Annotated in this window: 20 protein-coding genes and 2 pseudogenes; 10 read left to right on the top strand and 12 right to left on the bottom strand. The window is 48.2% G+C overall.

Features of this window, described 5'->3' with window-relative positions; translation table 11 throughout:
- The first annotated feature begins 8 nt into the window (after positions 1 to 8).
- The 4 genes and pseudogenes from K6Q96_RS11635 (at position 9) to K6Q96_RS11645 (ending at position 3,679) form a co-directional block, all read left to right on the top strand.
- Positions 9 to 1,307: an ABC transporter substrate-binding protein gene (locus K6Q96_RS11635; protein ID WP_251875891.1), complete on the top strand. Its 1,299-nt coding sequence runs from the start codon at positions 9 to 11 to the stop codon at positions 1,305 to 1,307.
- 310 nt (positions 1,308 to 1,617) lie between these two features.
- Positions 1,618 to 1,827 (top strand): annotated as a pseudogene (locus K6Q96_RS25045) (DUF3100 domain-containing protein); the annotation flags it as partial.
- 3 nt (positions 1,828 to 1,830) lie between these two features.
- Positions 1,831 to 1,992: pseudogene (locus K6Q96_RS24930) on the top strand (M20 metallopeptidase family protein); the annotation flags it as partial.
- A gap of 217 nt (positions 1,993 to 2,209) precedes the next feature.
- A complete protein-coding gene (locus K6Q96_RS11645) occupies positions 2,210 to 3,679 on the top strand; it encodes a multicopper oxidase domain-containing protein (protein ID WP_251875895.1) in 1,470 nt (489 codons plus the stop codon).
- Positions 3,680 to 3,789: 110 nt separating this feature from the next.
- On the opposite strand, the gene adiA is transcribed toward K6Q96_RS11645, so the two are convergent.
- On the bottom strand, positions 3,790 to 6,084 hold the full coding sequence (adiA, locus tag K6Q96_RS11650; RefSeq protein WP_251875897.1) for an arginine decarboxylase: 2,295 nt from the start codon (positions 6,082 to 6,084) through the stop codon (positions 3,790 to 3,792).
- Positions 6,085 to 6,468: 384 nt separating this feature from the next.
- On the opposite strand from adiA, the gene potE reads away from it, so the two are divergent.
- The gene (gene potE, locus K6Q96_RS11655) at positions 6,469 to 7,788 is read left to right on the top strand and encodes a putrescine-ornithine antiporter (RefSeq protein ID WP_251875899.1); all 1,320 of its coding nucleotides are present in this window, start codon (positions 6,469 to 6,471) and stop codon (positions 7,786 to 7,788) included.
- A gap of 8 nt (positions 7,789 to 7,796) precedes the next feature.
- Positions 7,797 to 8,186, top strand: a complete 390-nt coding sequence (locus K6Q96_RS11660) for a hypothetical protein (protein WP_251875901.1) — start codon at positions 7,797 to 7,799, stop codon at positions 8,184 to 8,186.
- A 50-nt stretch (positions 8,187 to 8,236) separates the two neighbouring features.
- On the opposite strand, the gene K6Q96_RS11665 is transcribed toward K6Q96_RS11660, so the two are convergent.
- The 3 genes from K6Q96_RS11665 to K6Q96_RS11675 all read right to left on the bottom strand — a co-directional run bounded on the left by K6Q96_RS11665 (position 8,237) and on the right by K6Q96_RS11675 (position 10,657).
- Positions 8,237 to 9,211, bottom strand: coding sequence for a LysR substrate-binding domain-containing protein (locus K6Q96_RS11665; protein ID WP_256481725.1), 975 nt, complete (start codon positions 9,209 to 9,211; stop codon positions 8,237 to 8,239).
- Between the two features lie 160 nt (positions 9,212 to 9,371).
- Positions 9,372 to 9,842 carry a low molecular weight protein-tyrosine-phosphatase gene (locus tag K6Q96_RS11670; protein ID WP_251875906.1) on the bottom strand — a complete coding sequence of 157 codons (471 nt, stop codon included), beginning with the start codon at positions 9,840 to 9,842 and terminating at the stop codon, positions 9,372 to 9,374.
- A gap of 86 nt (positions 9,843 to 9,928) precedes the next feature.
- Positions 9,929 to 10,657 (bottom strand): dienelactone hydrolase family protein, encoded by a 729-nt coding sequence (locus K6Q96_RS11675; RefSeq protein WP_251875908.1) that lies wholly within the window; start codon positions 10,655 to 10,657, stop codon positions 9,929 to 9,931.
- 244 nt (positions 10,658 to 10,901) lie between these two features.
- On the opposite strand from K6Q96_RS11675, the gene cobO reads away from it, so the two are divergent.
- Positions 10,902 to 11,492, top strand: coding sequence for a cob(I)yrinic acid a,c-diamide adenosyltransferase (gene cobO, locus K6Q96_RS11680; RefSeq protein ID WP_251875910.1), 591 nt, complete (start codon positions 10,902 to 10,904; stop codon positions 11,490 to 11,492).
- Positions 11,493 to 11,722: 230 nt separating this feature from the next.
- On the opposite strand, the gene K6Q96_RS11685 is transcribed toward cobO, so the two are convergent.
- On the bottom strand, positions 11,723 to 12,766 hold the full coding sequence (locus K6Q96_RS11685; protein ID WP_251875912.1) for a metal-dependent hydrolase: 1,044 nt from the start codon (positions 12,764 to 12,766) through the stop codon (positions 11,723 to 11,725).
- Positions 12,767 to 13,255: 489 nt separating this feature from the next.
- On the opposite strand from K6Q96_RS11685, the gene K6Q96_RS11690 reads away from it, so the two are divergent.
- On the top strand, positions 13,256 to 13,699 hold the full coding sequence (locus K6Q96_RS11690; RefSeq protein WP_251875914.1) for a CBS domain-containing protein: 444 nt from the start codon (positions 13,256 to 13,258) through the stop codon (positions 13,697 to 13,699).
- 37 nt (positions 13,700 to 13,736) lie between these two features.
- Here the strand turns inward: K6Q96_RS11690 and K6Q96_RS11695 are convergent, their stop codons facing one another.
- The 5 genes from K6Q96_RS11695 to apbC all read right to left on the bottom strand — a co-directional run bounded on the left by K6Q96_RS11695 (position 13,737) and on the right by apbC (position 19,737).
- Positions 13,737 to 14,759 carry a putative urea ABC transporter substrate-binding protein gene (locus tag K6Q96_RS11695; protein WP_251875916.1) on the bottom strand — a complete coding sequence of 341 codons (1,023 nt, stop codon included), beginning with the start codon at positions 14,757 to 14,759 and terminating at the stop codon, positions 13,737 to 13,739.
- A gap of 147 nt (positions 14,760 to 14,906) precedes the next feature.
- Positions 14,907 to 17,042, bottom strand: a complete 2,136-nt coding sequence (locus K6Q96_RS11700; RefSeq protein WP_251875918.1) for an AsmA family protein — start codon at positions 17,040 to 17,042, stop codon at positions 14,907 to 14,909.
- A 107-nt stretch (positions 17,043 to 17,149) separates the two neighbouring features.
- Positions 17,150 to 17,731, bottom strand: a complete 582-nt coding sequence (gene dcd, locus K6Q96_RS11705; protein WP_251875920.1) for a dCTP deaminase — start codon at positions 17,729 to 17,731, stop codon at positions 17,150 to 17,152.
- A gap of 83 nt (positions 17,732 to 17,814) precedes the next feature.
- Positions 17,815 to 18,456: a uridine kinase gene (udk, locus tag K6Q96_RS11710; protein WP_251875922.1), complete on the bottom strand. Its 642-nt coding sequence runs from the start codon at positions 18,454 to 18,456 to the stop codon at positions 17,815 to 17,817.
- Positions 18,457 to 18,642: 186 nt separating this feature from the next.
- Positions 18,643 to 19,737, bottom strand: coding sequence for an iron-sulfur cluster carrier protein ApbC (gene apbC, locus K6Q96_RS11715; protein WP_251875924.1), 1,095 nt, complete (start codon positions 19,735 to 19,737; stop codon positions 18,643 to 18,645).
- A gap of 206 nt (positions 19,738 to 19,943) precedes the next feature.
- Between apbC and metG the strand changes: the two genes are divergently transcribed.
- Positions 19,944 to 21,980, top strand: coding sequence for a methionine--tRNA ligase (metG, locus tag K6Q96_RS11720; protein ID WP_251875926.1), 2,037 nt, complete (start codon positions 19,944 to 19,946; stop codon positions 21,978 to 21,980).
- Between the two features lie 228 nt (positions 21,981 to 22,208).
- Positions 22,209 to 23,021, top strand: a complete 813-nt coding sequence (locus K6Q96_RS11725; protein WP_251875928.1) for a hypothetical protein — start codon at positions 22,209 to 22,211, stop codon at positions 23,019 to 23,021.
- 343 nt (positions 23,022 to 23,364) lie between these two features.
- Here K6Q96_RS11725 and K6Q96_RS11730 read toward each other — a convergent pair whose 3' ends face one another.
- On the bottom strand, positions 23,365 to 24,927 hold the full coding sequence (locus K6Q96_RS11730; RefSeq protein ID WP_251875930.1) for a methyl-accepting chemotaxis protein: 1,563 nt from the start codon (positions 24,925 to 24,927) through the stop codon (positions 23,365 to 23,367).
- Positions 24,928 to 25,236: 309 nt separating this feature from the next.
- Positions 25,237 to 26,523: a serine--tRNA ligase gene (gene serS / locus K6Q96_RS11735; RefSeq protein ID WP_251875932.1), complete on the bottom strand. Its 1,287-nt coding sequence runs from the start codon at positions 26,521 to 26,523 to the stop codon at positions 25,237 to 25,239.
- Positions 26,524 to 26,609 lie beyond the last annotated feature (86 nt).

Raw genomic sequence — 26,609 nt, forward strand, 5'->3', positions numbered from 1 at the left:
AGCAGAGAATGAAGAAATTAGCCCTGCTGCCTATCGCAGCACTCACCTTTGCCGCTGCAACGCTGGCGAATGCACAAACCACGCTGGTGATTGATTCATGGCGTAGTGATGACGCCGTATGGAACGAGAAAATCATCCCAGCGTTCAACAAACACTACCCAAACATCAAAGTGGAATACCGCTCACCACCAGACCTGGATGCCTCCAAGTGGAACGGTGACATGGAAGCTCGCTTTAAAAGTGAATCCGCGGGTGACTTGATTGCCTGCCGCCCTTTTGATGGCTCGCTGGGTCTTTTCGAACGCGGTCTGTTGAAAGAAGTGACCGAAATGGAAGGCATGGAGAACTTCCCGAGTTTCGCTCTGGCACCTTGGCAGACTGACTCTGGCGCACAGACGTTCTGTTTACCAATGGCATCTGTTATTCATGGCTTCTTTTACAACAAAGACATCTTTAAAGAAGTCGGCGTGAATGAGCCAGTGACCAAAGCCGACTTCTACTGGGCGCTGGAAAAAGCCAAGCGCGCGGGTTACCTGCCACTGGCAATGGGCACCAAGGACAAGTGGGAAGCAGCAACCATGGGCTTCCAGAATATTGGTCCAACCTACTGGAAAGGTGAAGATGGCCGCGATGGCCTTCTAACCGGTAAAGAGCGCGTCGACAGCAAACCTTACCGCAATACCTTCCGCGAACTGGGTAAGTGGGCAAGCTACATGGGCGAAGACTTTGATCAGCGAGGCTATAACGACGCGATCAAAATGTTTGCCGACGGCAAAGCTGCGGTTTACCCGGCAGGTTCTTGGGATATCGGCACCTTCCGTGGAAAAGTCAACATGGGCGTGTTCCCGCCACCGGTTGAAAAACGCGGCGACGCTTGTTATTTCAGCGACCACACAGACCTTGGTATGGGCATCTACTCCAAGTCTAAAAACCCAGAAGCAGCGGAGACCTTCCTGAAATGGATGACCACCGCAGAGTTCGCAGAGCTTCTGACCAACGAAATCTCCGGCTTCTTCTCGCTGTCTAACCACTTCTTTGATGTGAAAGACCCGATTGCTCAGGAGATGATCTCCTGGCGCGACCAGTGTGATTCGACCATCCGTAACTCGGCACAGGTTCTGTCCCGAGGAGAGCCGAACTTCGAACTTGAGATTTGGGAAACCAGCGTAGGAGTGATGACAGGCCAAATGAGCCCTGCTCAAGCTGCTAAGCAACTGCAAGATGGCCTTGAGGAATGGTATCAGCCTCAGAAAGAAAGCAAGCAAAGTGCCTCAAACGGCAACTGTAACTGTGCGCCTTTGTTGTAATCAAGATTAATGAACTCAAACCCGGCCCTCGCGCCGGGTTTTCTTTTATCTGCGGCTTGCCGACCTTGTTACCGAATGACACTGAAAACCAACAGTTACAACACCAAACCCAAGCGTATTTTACCGGCCTATAACTACTAGTTCCGTGAGGGAATGTCATATTTAGTTTTCATCTAGATCCCGATACCGACCGTTGATCTCGTTCACGTTTCGCTTTTCATCCATCCCTATAATCAGCGGCGATTTCCACTTTTACTGTTGAATAACTATGAGCACAGAAGAAAACAAAAGCGTTCAGGCACGCGTCATCATGACCAGTGTCATCGCGGTATCCGCACTGATTTTCCTTTCCCAGTTTGTTATCGGTACCAAGAATATTGATCTGGGATTTGCCACTATTTCTATTCTGCCAATACTGTTTGCCGTGATGTTCGGTATGGCACTATCAGTAAACTGGACTAAGTCCAAGGTCAAAGCGTGGGACAAAGTCTTCACTGAGAAAGAAGAAGGTTCCTGCGGCAAGATGGTGAATGCAGCAGAAGATCGTAAAGGCGCGATGTTCTTCCTCGGTAGCGGTAACAAATAGGCAGGCATCTGTAATTACCTGCACTCAAACCATTATTTTGAGGGTGACGACTTCCTTTTAGTCGGTGCGCAGATTTTTATCCATATCGCCTGCCACTAAGCTTAACTTCCCCCATCAAAAACCAAAGACAAGACGCTTTTCGCTCTGGCCTTTTTCTATTCTCAACAATTTTTCATACCTTAAGATATAGGAATCTGGACAACCCATAGTCTTTTCTTGTTTGTATCACTTTTGAGCTAGGCTCTAAATGGACGAACACAGTCTGATATTAAATAATCCGCAACCAAAACATATTTAAGTAAATTAGGGAAAAAGGATGACCTGTTTCAGACAAAAGAAAGGGGCATATAGGCGCCAGAAAGGTTTTGCCAGCCGACGCGTGGCTTTAGTCATGCTATTGGTCTCCGCACTTATTTTTGCTGCTATTGTTGCCAGCACTGCTCTGCGCGCTTCTCCAGCGACTGCAGCAGCAGTAACGCCCTTGAGTATTCCGACACTCATTGACAGCCGAACTCAAAATGGCCCGATAGTCATCGATATCAAAGAAGGCGAGCACGAGTTTTATCCCGGGGTTAAGAGTAAAACCAGCGGCTACAATGGTGGCTATCTGGGTCCAACAATAAAAATGTACAAAGGTGAAAGTACAGACATTGCGTTTACCAATCATCTTGATGAACCGACGAATATTCACGGTCATGGCTTACACGTCGTGGGAAAGATTGACGGTGGACCACAAAACAAAATCCTGCCCGGAGACACATGGACCGTTACCATTCCTGTCGTGCAACAGGCCTCAACTAACTGGTATCACCCACACCTTAAAGGCTCCACTGCCAAGCAGGTTCATTCTGGACTGGCGGGTTTTTATCTTATTGAGGATGATCATTCACTGTCTTTGGGGCTACCAAACACCTACGGTGTTGATGATATTCCTTTGGTCATTCAGGACAGAAACTTCGTTGACGGAAAGATGACGCCATACCCGGCTAACGACATGCCAGAGGATTTGAGAGAAGGCACGCTTGTGGTCAATGGCACCATCAACCCCTACACGATGGTACCTCAATCATTTGTCAGATTGCGTTTACTCAATGGCTCCAACGCCCGCTCGTATGAGTTCTATCTGGAGGGCGACCAACCTTTCTATAAAATAGCGACAGAAGGTGGCTTGCTGACGTCCCCGGTAGAAATAACATCTTTAAAAATGGCGCCTGGAGAACGGAATGACATCGTCGTTGATATGTCAGCCGTCGAAAACCAGAAGGTGCTGGCAAGGCTGCTACCCCAGAACTACAACGGATTCAACGCTTTTCGCATTCCTTTCTCAGAAAGCCAATCTGTTCTTGAACTCCGGGTTGACAGCTCGCTCGAGGCGCTAGCATCTGCGTTACCCAAGCAACTCAATACCATTACCCCTTACCTTGAAAAAGATGTTCAGGTAGAGCGCATTTTTGAGCTGGATGATATGTCCATCAACGGTCAGAAAATGGATATGAAAGTCATTAACCATGAATCCAAGTTAGGACAGCTGGAAAAGTGGACAATCAATTCAGGTAGGCATCCATTCCACATGCACGGTACGTCTTTTCTGATTTTGTCGATGAACGGAAACCCGCCAGCGCCAGAGGACCAAGGTTGGAAAGACACCATCTATCCAAATGGTGAGGCCGAAATTCTGCTGAAGTTCGATTATGAGGCTCCCGAACAATGGCCATACATGTACCACTGCCATATTCTGGAGCATGAGGATATGGGAATGATGGGGCAATTCACCGTCGTCAAGTAAATCTGGTGGAACGAAACAAGTAATGATGGGGCAATTCACCGTCGTCAAGTAAATCTGGTGGAACGAAACAAGTAAGGGGAAGCCATTGGCTTCCCCTTTTTCTTTGGCGTTTAAACCGATTTCACGCACATCACATGATAGATACCATCATGCATCTCTGTACCCTCGGTTTCTTTTTCAAAGCCCGGGAATTCTTCATCCCACACTTCTAGGCTCTTGAGGTACTTGATTTGCGGACTGTTCTCGTCACCGAAGCTCTCTCCGGACATTAACATCGGAATGCCCGGTGGATATGGGATAACCGCATTGGCGGCAACACGCCCAACGAGTTGATGCGAAGGTACCATTTCCACGTTATCAGCCACGATAGCCTGATATGCGGCACGTGGTGTCATCACAGCTTCTGGCAAAGTTTCGTAAGCCGCGTTCAATACTTCACCCGGATTGTGCTGTTTCAGGTAACTGAAGATCTTATCGCCCAAATCCTTAAGCCCCATGTCGCCATAGACATCAGGGAAATCTGACGCCAAGTCAGGCAGTGAATCCACCAGCGGTGTGTTGTTGTCGTAGTGACGCTTGAAGCCCATCAGCGTATTGACCAGTGTCGCCCACTTACCTTTGGTGATACCCATAGAGAAGAGGAACATCACCTGAAAATCTGTGGTACGGGTCGGCACGATACCGAAGCGTCCGAGGTAGAGTGTAACCAGTGCGGCTGGCACACCTTTATCAAGCAGTTTGCCATCTTCGCCCATACCCGGCGCGAGAATGCTAACCTTGATTGGATCGAGCATACACCAGTCTGCGGGCATGTCTTTGAAGCCATGCCAGTTATCGCCAGGATGCATCACCCAGGCATCCTGACTCTCGCATAGCAAGTCTGCAGGCGCATCTTCGAAGGCGTACGTTTCCCCGGTTTGTGGGTCTTTGACGGTGTCCGCATTCCATGGCGTGAAGAACCAATCACCATTTTCTGTGTATTCACGATTCAGCCGCCCCATCGCCTGACGGAAATCTACCGCCTCGCGAATCACTTCCAGCGTCAACGAATGGCCACGATTACCCGCCATCTGCGATACGGCAATATCATTCGATGCACAAATCGCATACAGCGGAGAAGTGGTCGCGTGCATCATGTACGCTTGGTTGAAACGCTCAAAGCTGATGGCGCCTTTACCGTTTCTCACATGCAGCCAAGACGCTTGGGACAAGGCATTCAACAGTTTGTGTGTAGAGTGAGTCGCAAACACGGTTGGCGCATCCGGATCTTCAGTTGGCTCACCACGCATCGCATAGTGTTTGTCATAAATCGGATTGAAGCGCGCATAGCCATACCAAGCTTCATCGAAATGAATTCGATCGCTGCTCTCGGCCAGAATGTCCTGTGCCCTTTCAGCGTTGTAGCAAAGACCGTCATAGGTACAGTTTGTCAGCACAGCATAAACAGCACGTTGGTCTGCATAATCTTTGGTGAGTGAGTAATCTTTGGCACGCTGATCAAGCACCTGCTTGGAGAGCTGGTCAGGATAGATGGGGCCGATAATGCCGTAGCGGTTGCGTGTTGGCAGCAAGTAGACGGGCCGTGCACCGGAAAGCATCAGTCCCTGCTCAATCGACTTGTGACAGTTGCGGTCACAAATCACCAGATCATTCTCGTTCATACAGGCGGACATAATGGTGCGGTTGGAGCCTGATGTACCCGTCACCAGCGAGTAAGATTGGTCAGCGCCAAATACTTTGGCCGCATAGCGCTCACTGTCACCAAAGTAGCCTGTGTGGTCAAGCAATGAACCTAAGCTGCCGCGTTCGATCCCCATGTCGGTGCGGAACAGTCCCTCACCGTAGTAATTGTAAAAGCGTTGCCCAGCTGGGGTCTTAGTAAAGCCTACCCCACCTTGGTGGCCAGGTGCTGCCCACGAATACTCATGAATGTCGTCATACCTCATCAATGCGGACATCAGTGGAGGCAGCAGCTGCTTACGGTAACGGTTCATTGCGGCGACGGCGCGACCAGCAATAAAGTCTGGTGTGTCTTCCAGAATCCAGGCGAACTCATCGACTTTTTCCATCATTTCACGGGTAACGTGAAGGGTGATTTTCTTTCGCTCAGCCAGCAGGAACACAGGGACATTTTGCTGGCGACGGTTAAGCTTTTCTATCAGCACATAAAAGCGCTCATTTTCTTCGCTTTGGGACCCGCTCATGGCTGATGTAAGCATCAGACAATCAAGGGCAGTATTCGAAAAAATCACCGAATAACAGTCATCAAAGCTTGTCGCTACCATGACTCTTGCGCCGCTGCTTTCCAGCTCTGCAATCAGTCTTTCAATCGCATTACCCACTACACCTTCTTTATGGGCTTCTTCCAAAATCAGAACATTAAATTTCTTTCCGTAGGTTTTCATAGCCAGCTCCGACACTGAATGAGGAGAAGTGTTTTATTTGAGTCCCATTCACCATAGAAGAGCACTTTGCTAGACAGAGTCGCAAAAAAGACAAATTTGCAGAAAAAACCAAAATGAAATTTGATGCATTGCCGATAGGGCGCATGATCTATCCCCTATTTTTATTGGCTTACAGAAATGTGTGTAATTGGTTTCATTCGGACGAACTGCGCTTTTGTCTTGTAAAAGAACCAAACACCTCACCTCTCCACTTCTACTTTCAATTCGACAGGCAAAGCCTTTTCACTTGTTTCGATGCAGCGGCGGGAGATCGTCAATCGAATGTGTATGCAGCAAGGCTGAATACCTGCATTTCTTGCCCAAATAATGCAGTGGAGAATCAGTATGGCGTCAGAACAAAATAAAATGGGATTGGTGGGATTAACCACCATAGTGACTGTAAACATGATGGGCTCGGGCATCATCATGCTGCCAGCAAGCTTGGCTCAAACCGGGGCAATTTCGCTGCTTTCATGGGTAGTGACAGCGTTGGGCGCAATGTGTATTGCCTACGCCTTCGCCAAGTGCGGTATGTACTGTAACAAAGACGGCGGCATGTCAGCCTATGCCAACGAAGCACATGGGAAATCATCGTTTTTTATTGCTTCGTATACCTATTACGTCTGTCTGGTGATCAGTGCGGTGGCGATCGCAGTCTCTGCGGCTGGTTATTTAGTGCCCTTCTTTCCTTGGATAAAAACCACCCCTATTCACACCTTTATTGCTGTGGTCGCCATTTTGGTTATCACCATGGTAGCCAACTTCTGGGGGCCAAAAATCACCGGGCAAATCTCCGCCATCACGGTTTGGGGTATCATCATTCCTGTGGTTGGCTTATCCGTTGCAGGTTGGTTCTGGTTCAAACCTGAAGTCTTTGCAGAAGCATGGAATCCCCATCAGGACACCACCATCACCGCGGTGTCATCAGGCATCGCTTTGACACTCTGGGCTTTTTTGGGGATAGAGTCAGCCGGCGCAAATTCGGGGGCCGTGGAAAACCCCGAAAAGAACGTTCCTCTGGCCTGTATGCTCGCCACCAGCTTCACCGCTATCGTTTACATAACATCGACTTCAGTGATTCAGGGGATCATCCCGAACGCAGAACTGGCCAAATCCGATGCGCCTTTCGGGTTGGTTTATACCTACATGTTTAACGAAACTGTCGGTAGCGTCATTACCGCACTGGCAGTGATCGCCTGTATCGGCTCTTTGCTTGGCTGGCAGTTTACCAATGCGCAGGTATCGAAAGCCGCAGCGGATATTCGTCTGTTCCCGAAAGTGTTCGGTGAGGTCAATAAAGATAATGCGCCAATTAAAGGCATGCTGATCATGCTGGGGCTCGAATTGCTGCTGGCAGTGATGACGATTTCGCCAAATTTGGTCAAACAGTTCAATGTGCTGCTTAATCTGGCCGTGTTTATCAATATGGTACCGTACATCCTGTCGTTGACCGGTCTTGAAGTTATTCTTCGTAAACAGAACGTCAGCCAGAAGGAGTATAAAACGGCGGCGGTTATCGGGACTTTTGCCGTGATTTACAGTATCTATGGCGTTTATGCCTGTGGTCAGTCTGCCGTGTTCTGGGGCTCCATCCTCACCATGTTCGGCTATATCTTCTATGGATTCGTCGCGGCACGTGACAGAAATGACGGCACACCGGCTTAGGAGGAAATATGTCAGACATTGAAGCCCAAGCAATGAAAAAGCTGGCGATTTTCCTGTTGGTAGGTGTGGCCATTGCGACTCCGCCATTTGCATTAAACGCTGCCGAAGAAGTGGCGGTTGAAGAATCAGAAACCGTCTTGCTCCCAACGGACGATGCCATGACAGCAATTGAAGTCATCATAGGTAAACGCATCCCGGAAACTGTTTTGGATGATGGCAGACCGCACCATGTATATCGGCCGAAAACCCCTATCTTCCATCAGAACCATCCGGAAAATGAGCCTGAGCCACCCGCGATCCGGAAGCATCTTTTAGTTGACCACCCGGAGCTAAAAAACAATCAAGGCAGGGTCATCCGGACACCGCCAGATGTTGAAGGGGAAACTCCCACCAATTAAACGCAAAACGCCAGCAATAAGCTGGCGTTTTTCATCTCACTTTTTCCGCGTCAATAAACGGGGAGTTCAAGCCCTTCAAACAGCTTATCGACTTTATCGCTGCTGTTTTGCATCAGCACACTTTCCATCAGCGTTTTAGTCAAATGTGGCGAGAATGACATCAGGAAGTCATACATGTAGTTCTGCAGCAAGATGTCTTTCGAGAAACAAATCCATGCATTACATGGCTCGAACAGATGATCGAGGTTGATATAAGTCAGACCGGTGTTTTCGATATCTCGCGCCGCCAAGGTAGAGATAATACCGATACCGAATCCGAGTTGGACATAACGTTTGATTACGTCAGCATCCATAACAGTCATAAAGTAGTTTGGATTGATACCCGCGCGTCTGAAGGCTTCATCCTGAACCTGACGGCCAGTTGAACCCGGCTCGTAACTCAGAATCGGGTATTCAGACAATTGCTTGAGCGTTGGCTTGCGAACATCTGCCAGCGGGTGGTCTTCCGGCACCACCAATCCCATCGTCCAGAGGTACGCAGGCAGCTGGATTAAATCGTTGTCTGCACCAATATCGTGGGCCACGATGGAAAAGTCAGAATGCCCTTTGCTTATCACGCCTTTGGTTTGCAACGGCAGTGTTGGATGCAGGTGGAAATTGATGTTCGGGTATTTTTTGGTGAAGTAGGACACGCTGTTTGGCAGCAGATAACGCGCAATGGTATGCGTGGTGTAGATGTTCAGCGTACCTACACTCGGATCCAGATGCTCGTTTGCCAACGCTTTGATTTTTTGCTCCAGCGCCAGCATGCGTTCAACCTGCTCAAGGATTCGTTCACCTATCGGGGTAATACCGCTGAGGTTCTTACCACGACGTTCAAAAATCCTCACACCCAGCTCTTTTTCCAGCAATCCAACCTGTTTACTCACGCCTGGCTGGGTCGTAAAAAGTGACTGGGAGGCCGCGGACACGTTTAAATTGTTGTCCTTTATCGCTTTTAGATATTTAAGCTGCTGAAGTTTCAATCCCTTACCTCACAAAAAGCTATCAGCTATAGATCTTAAATTTATAAGAGCGATCAAATTTAAACAAGCACTAAGGTAGGAATTTGCTGGTTGCTGCGAACATTGTTCCGTTAAAGACGAAAAATCCCGCTGTCAGGGGGCTTCAGCAAGAGTCAGAGGTTTATTTCGCCATCACTTCATCCAGCACACTGTCGCTGGCTTCTTCGATGAGATCCAACACCAGCTCAAAGCCTTTTGAGCCACCATAGTATGGGTCTGGAATTTCAGCCAGCGATGAGTTGCCATGGCTCAGAAACAAGGAAACTCTGTCACGAAGATGGTCAGGGCAGCGGTCCAGCAGGTCAGCAAGATTCGCTTTGTCAGAAGCCAGAACCATGTCGAACTTTTCAAAGTCACCATCTTCAACCTGACGCGAGTAAATGCCGGTGAAATCATAGCCTCTGGCTTCTCCGGCTTTCCTTGCTCTTTCATCAGGATTAGCGCCTGAGTGATAGCCAATGGTACCTGCCGAATCGATTTCAACATCCAAACCGCGCGCCTTAGCTTTGGCACGGAGTATTGCTTCTCCGGTAGGCGAACGACAAATGTTACCCATACAGACAACGAGAATTTTCGGTTTGTTATTAGACATTGGCACTCCGTTCCCCATTCATTACGAACACTGTAACGAATCAAGGAACGGAGAGCAAAACCATGGAGACAGGTGTTTGAGAGGCCCTACAGATTTTCTTCTAGGAAGCCATTGAAGGTCGCCCAAGAGCGCTTATCCGCCACTTCACGATAACGAGGAGACTCAAACACTGTGAAAGCATGAGGTGCACCGGAATAGACTTCAATCAGATAGGGTATTCCGGCTGCTTCCAGTTCTTCAGAGAGATCCGCCACATCACTCATTGGAATCGCAGTGTCCGCACCACCGTGGGAGATGAAAATCGGTGCCGTGTCTTTGGCATAACTCTGATCGCTTGGTGTCGCCAGTCCACCATGGAAAGTGGCATAACCATTGATACCATTGCCTTTGCCAGAACGGGCAAGCTCTAGCGTTGCTGCGCCGCCAAAGCAATAACCTGCAACCACCACATCTTCTACACCCATTTCCCGCGCTTTATCTAAACCCGCCAGAATCAGGGTTCGCATTTTCTCCCGATCTTTATAAAGCTTTCCTGTTTCCGCTTTCTTGGCATTGGTATCAACAGGACGGTTGCCTTTGCCATATAGGTCGACCGCAAAGGCGTTGTAACCCATCGAAGACAGCATATCGGCGCGCTTCTGCTCATAGCCAGTCAGTCCATCCCAGTCATGGATTAAAATCACTGAGCCTTTAACGTCGCCATCAGCAGGCGCGTAATACCCCTCTAAGGCCATACCATTAGCACTGTAATCGACCACTTCCCCTGCCATTACACTAAAAGGCAGGGCCACCAACAGCCATCCTAACTTTTTCATCTTTTATCCCTCGTGGTTTCATACCCAAACGACCTGAAGATGCTCGCTGAATCCTGCATCTTAAGATTGTTTGGGTATATTCTGACTGATTGTAGTTGACCAATTTCTGTACGAACGCCAATACCAGAGCGATTTACTCAGATTTACACTCTTCCAATACAAGTGGGTTTTGGTATGTTGTGATCCACGATTGCTGGCCACCCATACTGCTTCAGCCAAATAATTTTGAAAGGAAGAAAATCTAATGAGCGATGAGCGCTACAAAGCCCGACAACAAAAAGTCAAAGAACAGGTCGACGAGCGCGTTGCCGCTGCACAGATTGAAAAGGGTTTGCTGTTGGTGATTACCGGAAACGGCAAAGGGAAATCGACTTCAGGGTTCGGCATGATCACCCGCGCGACCGGTCACGGTCAGAAGTGCGGTGTGGCCCAATTCATAAAAGGCACTTGGGAATGTGGCGAGCGCAACCTGCTGGAAAAATGCGGTGTTGAATTCCACGTTATGGCAACCGGCTTTACCTGGGACACACAAGACAAAGCCGCTGACACCCAAGCCGCACAGGAAGTCTGGCAGGAATGTAAACGCATGCTGGCAGACCCAAGCTACGACGTCGTGCTACTGGACGAAATGACCTACATGGTCACCTACGGCTACATCGAGTTGGACGAAGTGGTAGAAGCGCTGGAAAACCGTCCAAGCGAGCAGTCAGTGATCATCACTGGCCGCGCTGCCCACCGCACACTGACTGAGATGGCAGATACTGTCTCTGAAGTTCGCAATGTGAAGCATGCTTTTGATTCTGGCATCAAGGTACGCAAAGGCATCGATTGGTAATAAGCCCTTTCCGTCACACCTGATAACCAGATAAAAAAAAAGCCCAGCATTGCTGGGCTTTTTATACCAATCACAGTAGGTAGATGATCAGAAATAGCGCAGGAAAAATGCTCGAGAACAAGGCGGAAAATTTCGATAAGTAGTTATTCTAAAATCAAATTTTTCAACGCAGTTATCGAGCATTTTAACAAGCTAGGATGAGCAGATATTTACTACGATTGGTATCACTGTTAGTTGGATGACAAGTCGTTACGGAAGCAATCATGCTCATTACATAGCATGGCATCAATGCTTTGCCAGCCGAGGAGACGCATCCACAATGCTGGAATTTGTCTTGGCAGCACCGGGCCTGGGTCTAATTGTACTGGTGGCACAAGTTGCCAAACCTGATTTTCCCCCTGCTCAGCCACCACAAAGCTAAACGGGTGATACATGGCCATACCAAGGCGCAAATCCGTCGCCGTTAATGCGTCACCATCTTGCTCGTAGCGCACAAAGCCACGGGTGAAGTTTTCAAAGTCAGCGAGTAGTTCCGGCTTACTAGGGAATGCCCAATCGCCTCGTACCATTGGCATCCAATCAATGGTTGGATCTTCATCCAGCAAAGATGTCAGCCCCTCCCAGTATTTATCGTCATCCAACACCACCACGCGCCAAAGCAAGGTGTTTAAAGGTGTCGGTCCAATAAATACCGGTTGTCCTTCAAGGTGCGTACCTGCGACGTTTTCTCCTACTCGGTCTTTTACCACGCCAATCGCAACGAGCGACCAGGCGAGATACAGACTAGAAATCGCCAACCCGACGCCACACAGTTTGGCGGCACGGCTACGCCAAATAAACGCTGCCAAAACTGGAATGAGCAGCGGAACGGTGTAAAGCGGGTCGATGATAAAGACGCTGGAGATTGCCACTGGCGGCATATCCAATGGCCAAAACAGTTGGGTGCCATACGTCGTGAAAGAATCCAGAATGGGATGTGTCACCAACACTGCGGTGAACAATGCCCAGAGTTGCCATAGTGGCCATTCTTTGGCGAATAATCGTTTCCAGAAAACCGCCAGTACCGCTGCAAACGGGAACAACACAAAAAGGGAATGACTAAATCCGCGATGTTTAATCATGTTGGAAATTGGGTCGCCATAATCCAGTACCACGTCCAGATCGGGTACTGTGCCTAGCGCGGCACCAGCAAGAAGCACTTTTGGGGAGCAACGCTTACCGGCGACTAAGCCGGCAACTGCAGCGCCAAGGGCTGCCTGAGAAATAGAATCCATGAACGTTCGTTTTCCTTTAAAGCTGAAGGCATTTCTTTTTCTTGTTCAGGTGGCTGATTCTAGCGCACATTCTGACTGGGTAAATCAAATATACCCAAACAACCTGAAGATACTTGAATTCAGAGGTCATCAATGCGTTCAATTCGAGGCAAATTCCGCGAGGAATAGTCATTCTATTTCCGTGGAGTTTAAGGAAGAAGTGGGCGCATTGATGGCCTCCCTTCGGGCGAGTTGACTGACGTCGTGCTCATTGTTGTTCCTTTTTGATGGAGATGAGTACAACTGCAAAGGAACGCCGCGATCACAACGCCAGTCAATCTCGCTGAATCCTGCATCTTAAGGTTGTTTGCGTATACATAAATTGAAACGAATAACTGTGTTGGCGCAGATCTATTCCTACTGGATTTCTGGGCGATGCCTCCCAACATTACGTCCTTATTTTTGTAGGTTTAAAGGAGTCAATCCAAACAATGAGGAGAGGTCTACACGATGCCGGGAAAAGTTTCCGATTACATGACACGTAAACTGGTGACCATCAGCCCCGACATGGGAGTGCGCGAAGCGTATTTCCTCATGAGGGACAAAGACATTCGCCACCTTCCTGTCGTAGAAAACGACGAATTGGTGGGGATCATCAGTGACCGACAACTTCGTCGCCCCAACTGGGCCGATGAAGCGCCTGACATCGGACACCCTTACCTGCTTTCAGATGACCTCAATGCGGGTGATGTCATGGTACCGGATGTGATCACCTGCCACACCTACGAAACCTTATCAAAAGCCAACCAAAAAGTGCTCGACCATAACGTCGGCGCTCTGCCTGTTCTTGATAAAACAGAGACCTTGGTAGGCATTTTATCCGCTGTTGATTTATTGGCAGCTTTGCAGGATATGCTCAAACGGGAAAAGTCATTGAAAAAAGCGAGAGCTTAACAAAATAGAAATGAGGCAGACCCGGAAGTCTGCCTTTTTAAAGTCGGTTTTCAGCTGCCATCTGCATGTAAAGGCTGTCTATTCTGAATCTTATATTAGTAGAATCACCCAGCACTGAGCCATCGGGGAATAAGATACCAATTTCATCAAGGTTAGTAATCTCACCCAGAAGTCCGTGTTCAAAGCAAAACTGCCGCACTCTATCCATCGCATTGATTGTCGATTTACTGTTAGCGACCTTGACGCCTCTTCTCGGGCTGTACAGCATTTTCGTCGAGCCCAGTTGTTGAAGAATAGAAACCCTTGAAGTTCCGGCACTTTCTGCCATGGAAGAAACCACAGACATGTCTTCGTTTCTAAGGCTCTCCATGGTTTCATACCAAGCGCCTGTCAGCGCTCTTTTTAGCCTGTCATCCGTATCCGTTCTGGTTACCATCAAATCCAGAATTTCGCCTTGAAGCTCTGAGGAATCGAATATCAGTTTGGCTTTGGTTTCTGACTGTGCCTTTTTAAGGATAGGGTTCCAAGTTACCAGAGTGGGTGCTTTTCCTGATCGGAAAACATCAAGTATCTCGGAGTCAGGAACGCTCACTAAATTGACGTCCGCTTCACTCAGACCAGCTCTATTCAAAGCCCTTGCTAACAAGTAATGTGACACAGAATATTGAACCAGCAAGATATCCTGTCCTTTTAGGTCAGTCACACTGCCAGCCTCGCGGCTCAAAATGCCATCATTTCCATTGCTGTAGTCACCAATTATCAGCACGGATGTATCCACACCCTGAGCAGCCGGAAATGCCAGCGCGTCCATTTGCGTCATGGTGCAGGCATCAAATTCGCCGGAAGAAAAACGCTTCAGAGAGTCCACATAATCATCGACTCTTTTGATGTTCACCTCAATGTCATACTTGTCACCCCACCGCGCCATTGCACCACTGGACTCAATGTACGCCCATGGTTCCCATCCCACATAATGGCTCCAGCAAACATTGAACGAATCTTTCGCCCAAGCGTTTCGTGCTATCGCCAGCAAGAAGAACAGTGGCAGGTATTTTCTCATTGGGTGCTCCACTCCAAACGGAGAGTTCTTGTTTTAGAGACAATTACTTATCGAGTATAGCAACGGATATTGAACTTAAGTATCTGGTGAAACGAGTAAAAAGAAAGCCGCAGAACGCGGCTTTCAGGTTGGTATCGAAAGGGCGTTTTAGTTGAACAAACCTTTGAGCAGTTTGTCTGCTGCCTGTTTCACTTTGTCATCTTCAGCTTTGTCACCCAGTAGCTTTTTCAAACCACGCTCTGCTTCTTTGCGTGCTTTTTCTTCCAGTACTTTGTTACTGGTTAGCAGGGATTTCACATCTAGGTTGTAACTTGGTGCTGTCCAAGTGCCGCCGATTTTCACTGGAATGGTGACATCTTTAAGTTCATCAATGTCTTTGCCGCCCTGTCCTTTACTGGTGCCTACTACAGAGACAAACACTTCGAAATCCAGGTCTTCTTTCACCAGGTTGGTTTGACCTTCACTACGCACACGCAGTGCTGGTGCTTCCATCTTCATGTTGCGGGTAGATGCGATACCTTTGCCAAGATTGAAGGTTGCTGTCAGTGCACTAAAGTCCGTTTTACGGGTTTCTTCAACATACTCAGCACGCTTGCCTTTCAGTGTTGCTTTCGCTTCGCGGATCATCTCTGGAATGTTGATGCCGTTAATTGCACCATCAGCAAAGTTGATAGCCACGGTACCCGTTATGCCAGTTCGCAGACGTTTTTCCGACAGGCCAACACCACTCACATTTGCATCTATGCTGCCTTTACCTGCCAACATATCCTGATTTGCTGCAGCTTGCAGAAGTGGAAGAACGTTGACGTTCTTGATGTCTTTTTTCACCTGATAACGAGCAGGAGAAGTGGTCGCATCAAGTTTGCCTTCCACCTTGATTGTCCCGCCGTATAACTTGGCATCGAACTGTTTGACATTAACCTTGCCACGGTTAACCGCAAAGTTTGCAATCACTTCTGTGACTTGCACCTTGCTGGCAACGAAATCATCGATAGTGATCTTACCTGCGATATCCAATCCCTTCAGAGCAGAAAGATCAGGTTCAACATCACTCAGCGGTTTCTTCTCAGCAGGCTTTTCTGCAGCGCCGCCTTGCGAGCCACTCGATGCTGCTGGTTTATCTGCAGCTGTATTACCACCTGGGAACGTATCAAGGTTGATTTTAGGACTGTGGACATCAAATCGAATAGCTGGAATATCAGCCAGTGCAACCGACGCTTTACCATCAAGGTTCAGCTCGTCTACTGCCGCTTTCAGGTTTTCCAGTGACAGTTTCTGTGCCTTGTTATCAAAAGTCACATCGCCACCCATACTGATTTTCATCTCAGGGCGAGGCAACGACTTGCCTGCTACTGTCGTATTCAGTTCCAGCGCTTTTGCGGTGATCAAGGTGATGGCTTCGTCGACTTCGACTGTGGTTTTGCCTTTAGCATCAAACGACATGTCCGCGGCTTTACCTTTGGCGGAAAAATCAAACACCATAGGAATAGCTAGGCCAAGACGGTCTGCTTTCAACGTGAAGGTTTCCAGTTGAGTTGCTGCATCGTTGGCGCTTGCTTCAAGTGATAATGTGCGCAGTTGAGACTTCATGATCTCTTTGTCGATCATGGCTTCTGCATCACCTTTGGCAGAAAACATCAGCGCGTTTTGTTTGCCTTCCACATCAAATTCAATCGGCACCCAAACACCGGTTTCCAGTTTACCAATGGTCAGGTTCAGTTTGCTGATTTCACTGTTGGTGTGGGCTTTATCGTCACGCACTGTAGCGCTGGCATCCAGAAGCTCAAGACCACCAATTGAAATAGTCCATGCCGTTGCTGGTTCGCTGGCTGGTGCGCTAGATTCAAGTGCAGGATCGGCTTTGCCGGCAGTAGTACTTTCAGCCCCGGTTTCACCGCTAAGACCATCAAGGTTACTGACACCGTTTGGCAGGGTTTGGATAAACACATGCGCACCGTGCAAACTAACAAGGCCGATATCCAGCGTGTCAGAAAGTAGCGGCATGACAGCCACTGACAGCTCAGCCTTACTCAGTTTGAGCATGTCCGGCTCTGCAAAGCCTTCCGGGTTCTTAAACGCCAGTTGTTCAACAGACAGACCCAGGCTTGGCCAAAATCGCCAGCTGATGTCTCCATCAATAACCAGCTCACGCCCCGTTGCTTTTTTCACTTCATCAGTGATCAGGGGTTTGAAGTCGTTGGGGTTGATGAATGCGACGATGGCACCAATGGCCACCACAACCAGCAGCACAAGTCCAAGTAGTATGTAGAGAAGCTTTTTCATGATGATGTACATTTCCTGTTGAGATGCGGTCGAGAGTATCGAAACATGAATAAAATTTCTGCATTAAATCCAGCAATTTCAGCCATTTTCCATGCGCCAGTGTTCAACTAATCCTCATCAATCTTTGAGGCAACCGCTCCCTGTTGATTTTTATATTTGGCGTTTTGCCGCTTGTGATATGGACACTCCGCAGGGCTGCTCATCGTTTCGAAGCTCAAAGCACCGATTGGCATGCCAGGACGAAGCGCGAGCGGCAATCTGCCGCTGTTATAAAACTCCAGAACAATCTTGCCTTGCCAACCAGGGTCAATACGATGAGCCGTGACGTGGACCATCAAACCAAGTCTGGCCAGTGAAGAACGCCCATCTAACCAGCCCACAATATCATCGGGCAAGGTCACCACTTCATGAGTTACAGCCAGAGCCAATTGTCCAGGATGGAGAAAGAATGCGTCACCTTCAGCAATCTCTATTTCATCGCTCATCACTTTATCGAGCTGTGCAGACACTTCTTCGCGTGGGCCGGATAAATCAATAAACGGAGCGCCATGTTCACTAAAGACACGAAACTTGTTCCCCAAGGTCACATCTGCTGTGACACCTGAGATGGCTTCATCTGCTGGCCTCGGTTCAATGATGATCTTGCCATCATCCAGGTACTCCCTGATGTGTTTGTCACTCAATCTCATCGCTCGTTCCCTCGAAAAATAGAGTTTGCTTATTTTTAACTAACTTCAGGTATAAAAAAAGCCGGTTTTAACCGGCTTTTCTTTTATGCTTTCAGTAATTTGGCGATATGAGCCTTCAGCACATCAATCGCTATTCGGTTCTTACCACCGCGCGGTACAATGATGTCCGCGTATTGCTTCGATGGCTCGATAAATTGCATGAACATCGGGCGAACAGTCTGCTGGTACTGTTGGAGCACAGATTCCATGGTACGACCACGTTCTGCAACATCGCGCTTCACGCGACGAAGTAGACAAATGTCCAGTGGGGTATCCATAAAGATGCTCGCATGCATCAGGTCGCGAAGGCGTGGGTCGGTCAGAAGAAGGATACCTTCTAGAATGATCACCTTCTTCGGTGTCAGAGTGGTGGTTTCGTCCATGCGGGTATGTTCAGCATAGCTGTACTGCGGGACTTCAACCTCTTTACCTTCCGTTAGGTCTTGAAGGTGCTTGCACAGCAAATCGTGGTCAAGCGCCTGAGGATGGTCATAGTTGGTCTTTACACGCTCTTCCATACTGAGGTGACTTTGGTCGCGATAGTAGCGGTCTTCCGTGATAACACCGATCTGATGATCACCAACTTTTTCTTTTAGTTCTTGATAAATAGTACTAGCGATCAGACTTTTACCGGATGCAGATGCGCCTGCAATACCGATAATGACACATTGGTTGTTGTCACTCATAAATGAATACCCGGAGAATTGGCGATAAATAAACCGCATGATTATAGGGAGTTGGCCTCCCTCATGCCATCTAAATGTGTGATAAGGGTCTCAATTAAAAGTAAGATGTACATTGTTTCATCATTGTGCATACGATTTGCGCGGCAATTCTCGCTCTCAATGTGAAACTTGTCAGCGACTCACTTGCTACTCACCAAGCGTGGTAATTGATATTTTTTCTGCCACAGGCTCTCCGCGCCAGAATAACTGACTCGCGACTTTTTCTGCCAGTGCCAGATACACCGCCGAATGTTCGCTTTCTGGTTGACTAGCAACAGTCGGCGCGCCGGCATCAATGTCTTCACGAATATTGATATGAAGCGGCACTTGAGCGAGCAGTGACAAACCGTGTTCCGTCGCCATCTTGGCTGCCCCACCCTGACCGAAAATGGGCTCATGGTGACCACACTGACTGCAGATATGGTAGCTCATGTTCTCTATCACTCCGAGGACCGGAACCGCGACCTTCTCAAACATGGCTACACCTTTGATAGCATCCGCTAAAGCAAGATCCTGAGGCGTGGTGACTACGACGGCTGCCGTGACGGGGAATTGCTGCGCAAGACTCAACTGAATATCACCAGTACCCGGTGGCATATCAACTACCAGATAATCCACATCTGGCCAATGCGTTTCATTCACAAGTTGCGCGAAGGCTTTTGATGCCATTGGTCCTCGCCAAACCATGGCATTCTCATCCGGCACTAAATAACCGATGGAATTACTGAAAAGACCATGAGCTTCAACTGGCTCCATGGTTTTGCCGTCCAATGTCGTTGGCTGTTTGCCCTTGGTACCCAGCATGATTGGCAGCGAGGGACCATAGATGTCTGCATCAAGAATACCGACTTTGGCTCCTTGAGCACGAAGGGCTAGCGCAAGGTTCACTGATGTTGTTGATTTACCTACGCCGCCTTTTGCAGAACTCACAACAACAATATTCTTTACCCCTTTAATAAGCGGTTTTTCGCCCGCTTTGAGTGGCGCAACTTTCTGCTCGATGACTAGCGTTGGCACATCCTCACCCGCAGCTTTCTGAGCTTCAATCCAGTCTTTTAATGCTTCAATCAAAGAAGATGCAGCAAAGGGAAACGAGACTTTTAACTCTCCGTTTTTTGCTTGAGTCACCATGCCTTGTCTGTCTGCCCAGCCTTCAACGAGCGAAATGTGGGTAAATTGATTAAGGAACGTTTTCACGGTATCTAAGTCAGTTTGTGAATTCTTATTGCGGCCGAAAAACATAGGACATGCACTCTTCAGTAATGATGCTTCTAGCCTAATGAATTTTTTACGATTTCACACCCTTTCGAGAGCAGGGGTATTCGATACTGTCACAGATGACCATTTTCTCTGTCTCTCAAGCGCTTCAAACTATGTTTTCTGGGCCTGATCAGGTAAGATTTGCGCCATTCATTCGATTCAATTGTCAAAAGCGAACTATCTAAATTATGGCTGCAAACCAACGTAAAATTCTGGTTACCTGTGCACTGCCTTATGCGAATGGCTCTATCCATTTGGGTCATATGCTCGAGCATATTCAGGCAGACGTGTGGGTGCGTTATCAGCGCCTGCGTGGCAACACTGTAAACTTTATCTGTGCAGACGACGCACACGGTACGCCAATCATGCTGAAAGCTCAGCAATTGGGTATTGATCCTGAAGCCATGATCGCTGAAATGCAGAAAGAACACGAAGCAGACTTCGCGGGCTTTGACATCAGCTTTGACAACTACCACAGCACGCACAGCGAAGAAAACCGCGAGCTGGCGTCTTACATCTACACCGAACTGAAGAACAAGGGCTACATCAATAGCCGTACGATTTCTCAGCTGTTTGACCCTGAGAAAGAAATGTTCCTACCAGACCGTTTCGTAAAAGGCACCTGCCCGAAATGTAAGTCTGAAGATCAGTATGGTGACAACTGCGATAACTGTGGTGAAACATACAGCCCAACTGAACTGATTAACCCTAAATCAGCAGTAAGTGGCGCAACACCAGTACTGAAAGATTCTGTTCACTTCTTCTTTGACCTGCCACAGTTTGAAGACATGCTGAAAGCATGGACCAAGTCTGGTGCGCTGCAGGAAGAAATGGCGAACAAGATGAACGAGTGGTTCGAGTCTGGCCTGCAGCAGTGGGACATCTCCCGCGACGCACCTTACTTCGGTTTTGAAATCCCGGAAGAACCAGGTAAATACTTCTATGTATGGCTGGACGCGCCAATTGGATACATGGGTTCATTCAAGAACTTCTGTAATAAGAATGGCAATGTCGATTTCGACGAATACTGGAGCAAAGACAGCGACGCTGAGCTTTACCATTTCATCGGTAAGGACATCGTTTACTTCCACAGCCTGTTCTGGCCAGCCATGCTGGAAGGCGCGGGCTTCCGTAAACCAAACAACGTATTCGTCCACGGTTATGTAACCGTTAACGGCGCAAAGATGTCAAAGTCAAAAGGTACCTTCATTAAGGCAAGCACCTACCTGAAGCATCTTGACCCAGAATGCCTGCGCTACTACTACGCAGCCAAACTGAATAACCGCATCGATGACCTTGACCTAAATCTGGAAGATTTCGTTCAGCGCGTTAACTCTGACATCGTCAACAAAGTGGTTAACCTTGCATCTCGTAACGCAGGTTTCATTGCGAAACGCTTCGACGGCATGCTGTCTGCAGAATGCGCAGAACCAGCGCTTTATGAAGAGTTCACGTCTGCAGCTAGCCGTATTGGTGAGCTGTTCGAAAACCGCGAATTCAGCCGTGCAATCCGTGAAATCATGGCGTTGGCTGACAAAGCAAACCAATACGTTGACGAGAAAGCACCTTGGGTCGTCGCCAAAGAAGAAGGCAAAGACGCTGAGCTTCAAGCAATTTGTACCATGGGTATCAACCTGTTCCGTGTACTGATGACTTACCTGAAACCAGTGATGCCAGAACTGGCAGAGCGTTCGGAAGCCTTCCTGAACGAAACCCTGAGTTGGGAAGGTATCGCGACACCACTGACTGCTCACAAAGTTGAAGCATTTAAAGCACTGTTCAGCCGCATAGATCCAAAGAAAGTTGAAGAGATGGTTGAAGCATCTAAAGAAGATGCAGCAGCCGAGAAAGCGGTGGCTGAAAAAGCGAAAGGTCCTTTGGAAGAAGATCCTATTGCGGATGAAATAGAGTTCGGTGACTTTGCGAAAGTGGACCTGCGTATCGCAAAGATCATTTCTTGCGAATCTGTTCCGAAAGCTGACAAGCTGCTGAAATTCCAGCTAGATATTGGTGGTGAGACCCGTCAAGTGTTTTCCGGTATCAAGTCTGCGTACAACCCAGAAGATCTGGTTGGAAAATACACTGTCATGGTGGCTAACCTGAAACCGCGTAAGATGAAGTTCGGCATGTCAGAAGGCATGATTCTGGCAGCTGGCCCAGGTGGCAAAGATCTGTGGCTGCTTGAGCCACATGAGGGTGCACAAGCTGGTATGCGCGTGATGTGATCGCGCTGTGGAAATTGAAAAGGAGCCTGTTGGCTCCTTTTTTGTTTGTGCACCCAAGGGAGTATTTTGTCGACCCTCATCACACTTTTGCACCATGTTGGTTAGTTTATGCGCCATTGCTGTTCAGAAACTTCGGCAAAAAATCACATCTAATTGTTTATTAAGACTTTTTAATTTGGCACACACACTGCACTACTTGTTCAGGCACTCAGGAAAGAGGAACAAGTTATGGCACTGTTATCTATCATCACTCCAAACTGGTTAGTTCGCATGACAAAGGGTCTGTCGAGCTCTCAGCAATCCCGTCGCGACCATTATCGCTCTCAAATCAGTGATCTTCGTTCACTGCTTTGGATGCTTCACGACCACAATACCCGCTATATTCGCTGCCCCCAGTCACCTCAAGCCAGCAAAGCTCGCAAAGAGATTGAAGAGTTTTGTGAGCAGTTGCTAACTGAGTGTAACAACCCCCAACGCCCTTTATTCCGGGTATTGAAATCACGCATGGAACAGGTACTGTCATCACTGCCCAACCAAACAAAAGCAGGTTGGTATGCTATCCATCACAGAGCGTCAGACCATCTGATATACATCATCGACGAAGTAACACGCTCTTATCTGGCAGAAGGCACAATGGATGCAACCTACGAAGAATATCAGGCATTCTGGCAAACCTGGATTGACACTAAAGAAGCACAACTGCGTTATGAGCAGGCTGTAATGCGCCTTGCTGAAGGGAAAACGGCCGCATGGCAATCAGTGAACCTACAAAGCCGTATTTTGCAAAAACGTATGCACCAGCTTTCTCTAATGTCGAGTGGTGATGCAACACTGGCCTTCGATCGTGTGGACAACCGTTTCGACTCCGTCATCCGCTCTACAGAAGAAGAGATTCCAGCTTCCTCACTGATTAAAATCAGTCAGGACTTAAGCGTTATTCTTCTTCACCTTTTTGACCGTGAGTTGATTGTCCGTACTACTGATAACGAGCCAGTTAAGGCTAAAGATGAACTCAAGGCCCTGCCGATGAAAGCCAGTTAGCTCGTTAATCAAGTACAAAAAGGTCAGCCTTTGGGCTGACCTTTTTAGTTGTCAGTTAGGGGTTACCTCTTATAGAAGGGGGTACACCTTAACCTTGGGCTAAGCCCGCAAAGGGCTCTTGCTAGTTACCGTCTTCACCTAATACCCGCAGGAGTACTTTGCTGACTCATTAGATACGGACGAAGAGACAATTCTTAGATACGTGAGAAACGAGTACAAAGTTGCCAATGAGGAGCACTACGCCAAATGGCGTTAACTAAGAAACAAAAACACAAACGGCTCCCTTAGATGGAGCCGCTTCAAAACACCTTTCGTACAGGTGGTTTTTTACTTATTTTCCACGTTAGCTTACACGTCGGAACTGTGCAACCAATTGTTTCTGCGCTGTTAGTGCATTCACTAAGCTATCTGCTTCCTGAACCGTTTCTTGCGCAATGTTCAGTGACTGGTGAGAGAGTTCAGACACAGACTGGATATTGCCGTTCATTTCATTAGAAACCGCGGCCTGCTCTTCAACCGCTGTTGCAACCTGATGGTTACGGTCATTGATGTCAGACACCAATTCCTGTGAACGGCGAAGCGCATCACCCGCTTTTTCTGCGCTGGTCACACACTCACCTGATAAGGTGGTACCTCGCGCCATTGCGTCCACCGCTTGCTGCGTTCCGTTTTGAATAAGGGAGATAACATCCTGGATTTCAGACGTGGATTCTTGTGTACGTTGTGCGAGCGCACGTACTTCATCCGCCACCACTGCGAAACCACGGCCTTGCTCACCGGCACGTGCAGCCTCAATGGCGGCGTTGAGTGCCAGAAGGTTGGTTTGCTCAGCGATACCCTGGATAACATCAGACACAGAACCAATACGCTTGCCGTGTTCTTCAAGCTCGGATATCACGCTTGATGCGTCGCTAAGCTGCTTAGCAAGGTTCTGAATAGCATCGACAGTCTGACCAACCGTTTCCATACCGGTGAGGGTGGCATCCTGTGCTTCTGTCGCTGCATCTGAAGCGCTCTGTGTATTGCCGGACATATCGTTAGCTGTTGCAGACATTTCGTTAATTGCCGCTGCTATCTGCTCAGTTTCCGCATTCTGGTTTTCAAGATTGCTGGCAGTGCGCTCACCATTTGCTTTAGCGTTGCTGGCAGCATTGAGAACTTGGTCGCTACCGTCGAGAATACGCCCCACAACAGCATTAATCTCGGCCGCACGCATTTTGAGTGCCAGCTCGATTTCAGAAACATCATCTATCGCGCCGTTGTAAAGAAATTCCATCAATGGGTTGTCGTATGCTTCCTTCGCCAGCTTGGTGACGTTCTCCAGGCGGCGCGTCAGCATGAACATCGCCACAATAGAGAAAACAAATTGCACCGCAATCGCCGCTGCAAAACCAGCAAAGAAGCCTGCCGCACCAGCCAGAATTGCACCAGGGACAAACCACATTGCTGCACGTTGCCACATACGGGTACGCGGCATTTTTAGCGCTGAGGGTGTTTTACCAGCGAGAAGCTGTGGGTAGACTTTTTCTGCTCGTTGGACCGCTTTTCGATCAGGCGTCGTTCGTACAGATTGGAATTCGACGATCTGGCCATTTTGTTTGATAGGGGAAGCAAAAGCATTTACCCAATAATAATCGCCGTTTTTAGTGCGGTTCTTTACTAAGCCCATCCAATTGTTACCGGCTTTGATAAAGTCCCACATGTTCTGGAATGCTGCAGGCGGCATGCTGGGGTGACGAACAAGGTTGTGTGGTTGACCCACAATTTCGTCTAACGTGTAGCCCGCCACTTCGCAAAAATCCTTACTCGCGTACTTAACGATACCGCGTGGATCGGTTGTTGAGAGCAAATTGTAATCGGCGGGGAACTTTATTTCTTTATCCGTTACAGGATTATTGACTCGCATACGACACTACCCTTTCTTAGTTGCGACGATTTCTAATAAGTAATAGTAGACGAATAAACAGGAAGGAAATGATAAGGTTGCAAACAAATAACCACAATTTAATTAATACTTTATTAACTTGATGATTTACCTGATTGTTTCTCGATATTATGAAAAAAGTTTCGTCAATTAAGGTGTATTAATATGTCACTCATTAAGTATGACTCTTCAAACTAGTTGTACTAATAAATGGACACCACGAAAAGGGTAATTTTTTGTTTTAAATAAAAAACCGGCCATGACGGCCGGTTTTTTTATATTTCGATTGTATTAACCGATGTGAGTGAGGCCACCCATGTAAGGACGAAGTACCTCTGGCACTTCAATACGACCATCTTCCAACTGGTAGTTTTCAAGGATTGCTACCATGGTACGACCGACCGCCAATCCTGATCCGTTGAGTGTGTGCAGCAATTCCGGTTTCTTCTCAGCCTTACGACGGAAGCGGGCCTGCATACGACGTGCTTGGAAATCGCCCATGTTTGAACAAGACGAAATCTCACGGTAAGTGCCTTGCGCTGGTACCCAAACTTCCAGATCGTAAGTCTTTGTTGAGCCAAAGCCCATATCACCAGTACACAGGATCACCTTACGGTAAGGCAGATTCAGCAGTTGCAGAACTTTCTCAGCATGGCCAGTCAGCTCTTCCAGTGCTGCCATTGAATCTTCAGGCTTCACGATTTGAACCAGTTCCACTTTATCGAACTGGTGCATACGGATAAGACCACGGGTATCACGACCATATGAACCTGCTTCTGAGCGGAAACATGGCGTGTGAGCTGTCATTCGGATAGGCAGTTCAGCTTCTTCCACTATAGTGTCACGTACCATATTGGTCAGTGGCACTTCAGCGGTTGGAATAAGAGACATGCCCACGCCCTCTTCGGTCGCAGGTTGAGTGTGGAACAGGTCTTCGCCAAATTTAGGCAGCTGACCAGTACCAAACAGGCTGTCTGCATTCACCAAGTAAGGCACGTACATTTCGGTGTAACCGTGCTCGGTAGTGTGCAAGTCCAGCATGAATTGTGAAATGGCACGATGCAAGCGCGCCATCTGACCTTTCATCACGATAAAACGTGAACCAGACAGTTTCACTGCGCTTGCGAAATCCAGACCGCCTGTCAGCTCGCCCAGATCAACGTGGTCTTTCACTTCGAAGTCATAAGTTTTAGGCTCGCCCCAAACAGAAATTTCTACGTTTTCAGATTCATCTTTACCTACTGGCACTGCATCATCAGCGATGTTTGGCACACCCATCGTGATATCGTTCAGTTGGTCCTGAAGCTCTGCCAGTTCAGCTTTTGCTTTGTTCAGCTCATCGCCTAGGTTTTCTACCGCTGCCAGCAGTGGCTGGATATCTTCACCTTTCGCCTTCGCCTGACCAATGGACTTGGATCGTGTATTACGCTCAGCTTGCAGCTCCTCGGTGCGTACTTGCAGCGATTTACGCTTTTCTTCCAGATTGCGGAGAGTGTCAACGTCAAGCTTGAAGCCACGACGTGCCAGTTTTTCAGCTGTTGCGTCCAGCTCGGTACGAAGTAGTTTTGAATCCAGCATGTTAATCCTGTGAATCGTTAAACAGTGCCTTAAAAGAAGTTGACGCTGCCACGCACTATTATGGCAACGTCAAATTGAAAGGATTT

This window comes from Grimontia kaedaensis, assembly GCF_023746615.1.
Taxonomy (GTDB): domain Bacteria; phylum Pseudomonadota; class Gammaproteobacteria; order Enterobacterales; family Vibrionaceae; genus Enterovibrio; species Enterovibrio kaedaensis.

Coding starts and splice junctions, on each gene's coding strand:
- K6Q96_RS11635 (WP_251875891.1), top strand. CDS start 9: ATGAAGAAATTAGCCCTGCTGCCTATCGCAGCACTCACCTTTGCCGCT.
- K6Q96_RS11645 (WP_251875895.1), top strand. CDS start 2,210: ATGACCTGTTTCAGACAAAAGAAAGGGGCATATAGGCGCCAGAAAGGT.
- adiA (WP_251875897.1), bottom strand. CDS start 6,084: ATGAAAACCTACGGAAAGAAATTTAATGTTCTGATTTTGGAAGAAGCC.
- potE (WP_251875899.1), top strand. CDS start 6,469: ATGGCGTCAGAACAAAATAAAATGGGATTGGTGGGATTAACCACCATA.
- K6Q96_RS11660 (WP_251875901.1), top strand. CDS start 7,797: ATGTCAGACATTGAAGCCCAAGCAATGAAAAAGCTGGCGATTTTCCTG.
- K6Q96_RS11670 (WP_251875906.1), bottom strand. CDS start 9,842: ATGTCTAATAACAAACCGAAAATTCTCGTTGTCTGTATGGGTAACATT.
- K6Q96_RS11675 (WP_251875908.1), bottom strand. CDS start 10,657: ATGAAAAAGTTAGGATGGCTGTTGGTGGCCCTGCCTTTTAGTGTAATG.
- cobO (WP_251875910.1), top strand. CDS start 10,902: ATGAGCGATGAGCGCTACAAAGCCCGACAACAAAAAGTCAAAGAACAG.
- K6Q96_RS11685 (WP_251875912.1), bottom strand. CDS start 12,766: ATGGATTCTATTTCTCAGGCAGCCCTTGGCGCTGCAGTTGCCGGCTTA.
- K6Q96_RS11690 (WP_251875914.1), top strand. CDS start 13,256: ATGCCGGGAAAAGTTTCCGATTACATGACACGTAAACTGGTGACCATC.
- K6Q96_RS11695 (WP_251875916.1), bottom strand. CDS start 14,759: ATGAGAAAATACCTGCCACTGTTCTTCTTGCTGGCGATAGCACGAAAC.
- K6Q96_RS11700 (WP_251875918.1), bottom strand. CDS start 17,042: ATGAAAAAGCTTCTCTACATACTACTTGGACTTGTGCTGCTGGTTGTG.
- dcd (WP_251875920.1), bottom strand. CDS start 17,731: ATGAGATTGAGTGACAAACACATCAGGGAGTACCTGGATGATGGCAAG.
- udk (WP_251875922.1), bottom strand. CDS start 18,456: ATGAGTGACAACAACCAATGTGTCATTATCGGTATTGCAGGCGCATCT.
- apbC (WP_251875924.1), bottom strand. CDS start 19,737: ATGTTTTTCGGCCGCAATAAGAATTCACAAACTGACTTAGATACCGTG.
- metG (WP_251875926.1), top strand. CDS start 19,944: ATGGCTGCAAACCAACGTAAAATTCTGGTTACCTGTGCACTGCCTTAT.
- K6Q96_RS11725 (WP_251875928.1), top strand. CDS start 22,209: ATGGCACTGTTATCTATCATCACTCCAAACTGGTTAGTTCGCATGACA.
- K6Q96_RS11730 (WP_251875930.1), bottom strand. CDS start 24,927: ATGCGAGTCAATAATCCTGTAACGGATAAAGAAATAAAGTTCCCCGCC.
- serS (WP_251875932.1), bottom strand. CDS start 26,523: ATGCTGGATTCAAAACTACTTCGTACCGAGCTGGACGCAACAGCTGAA.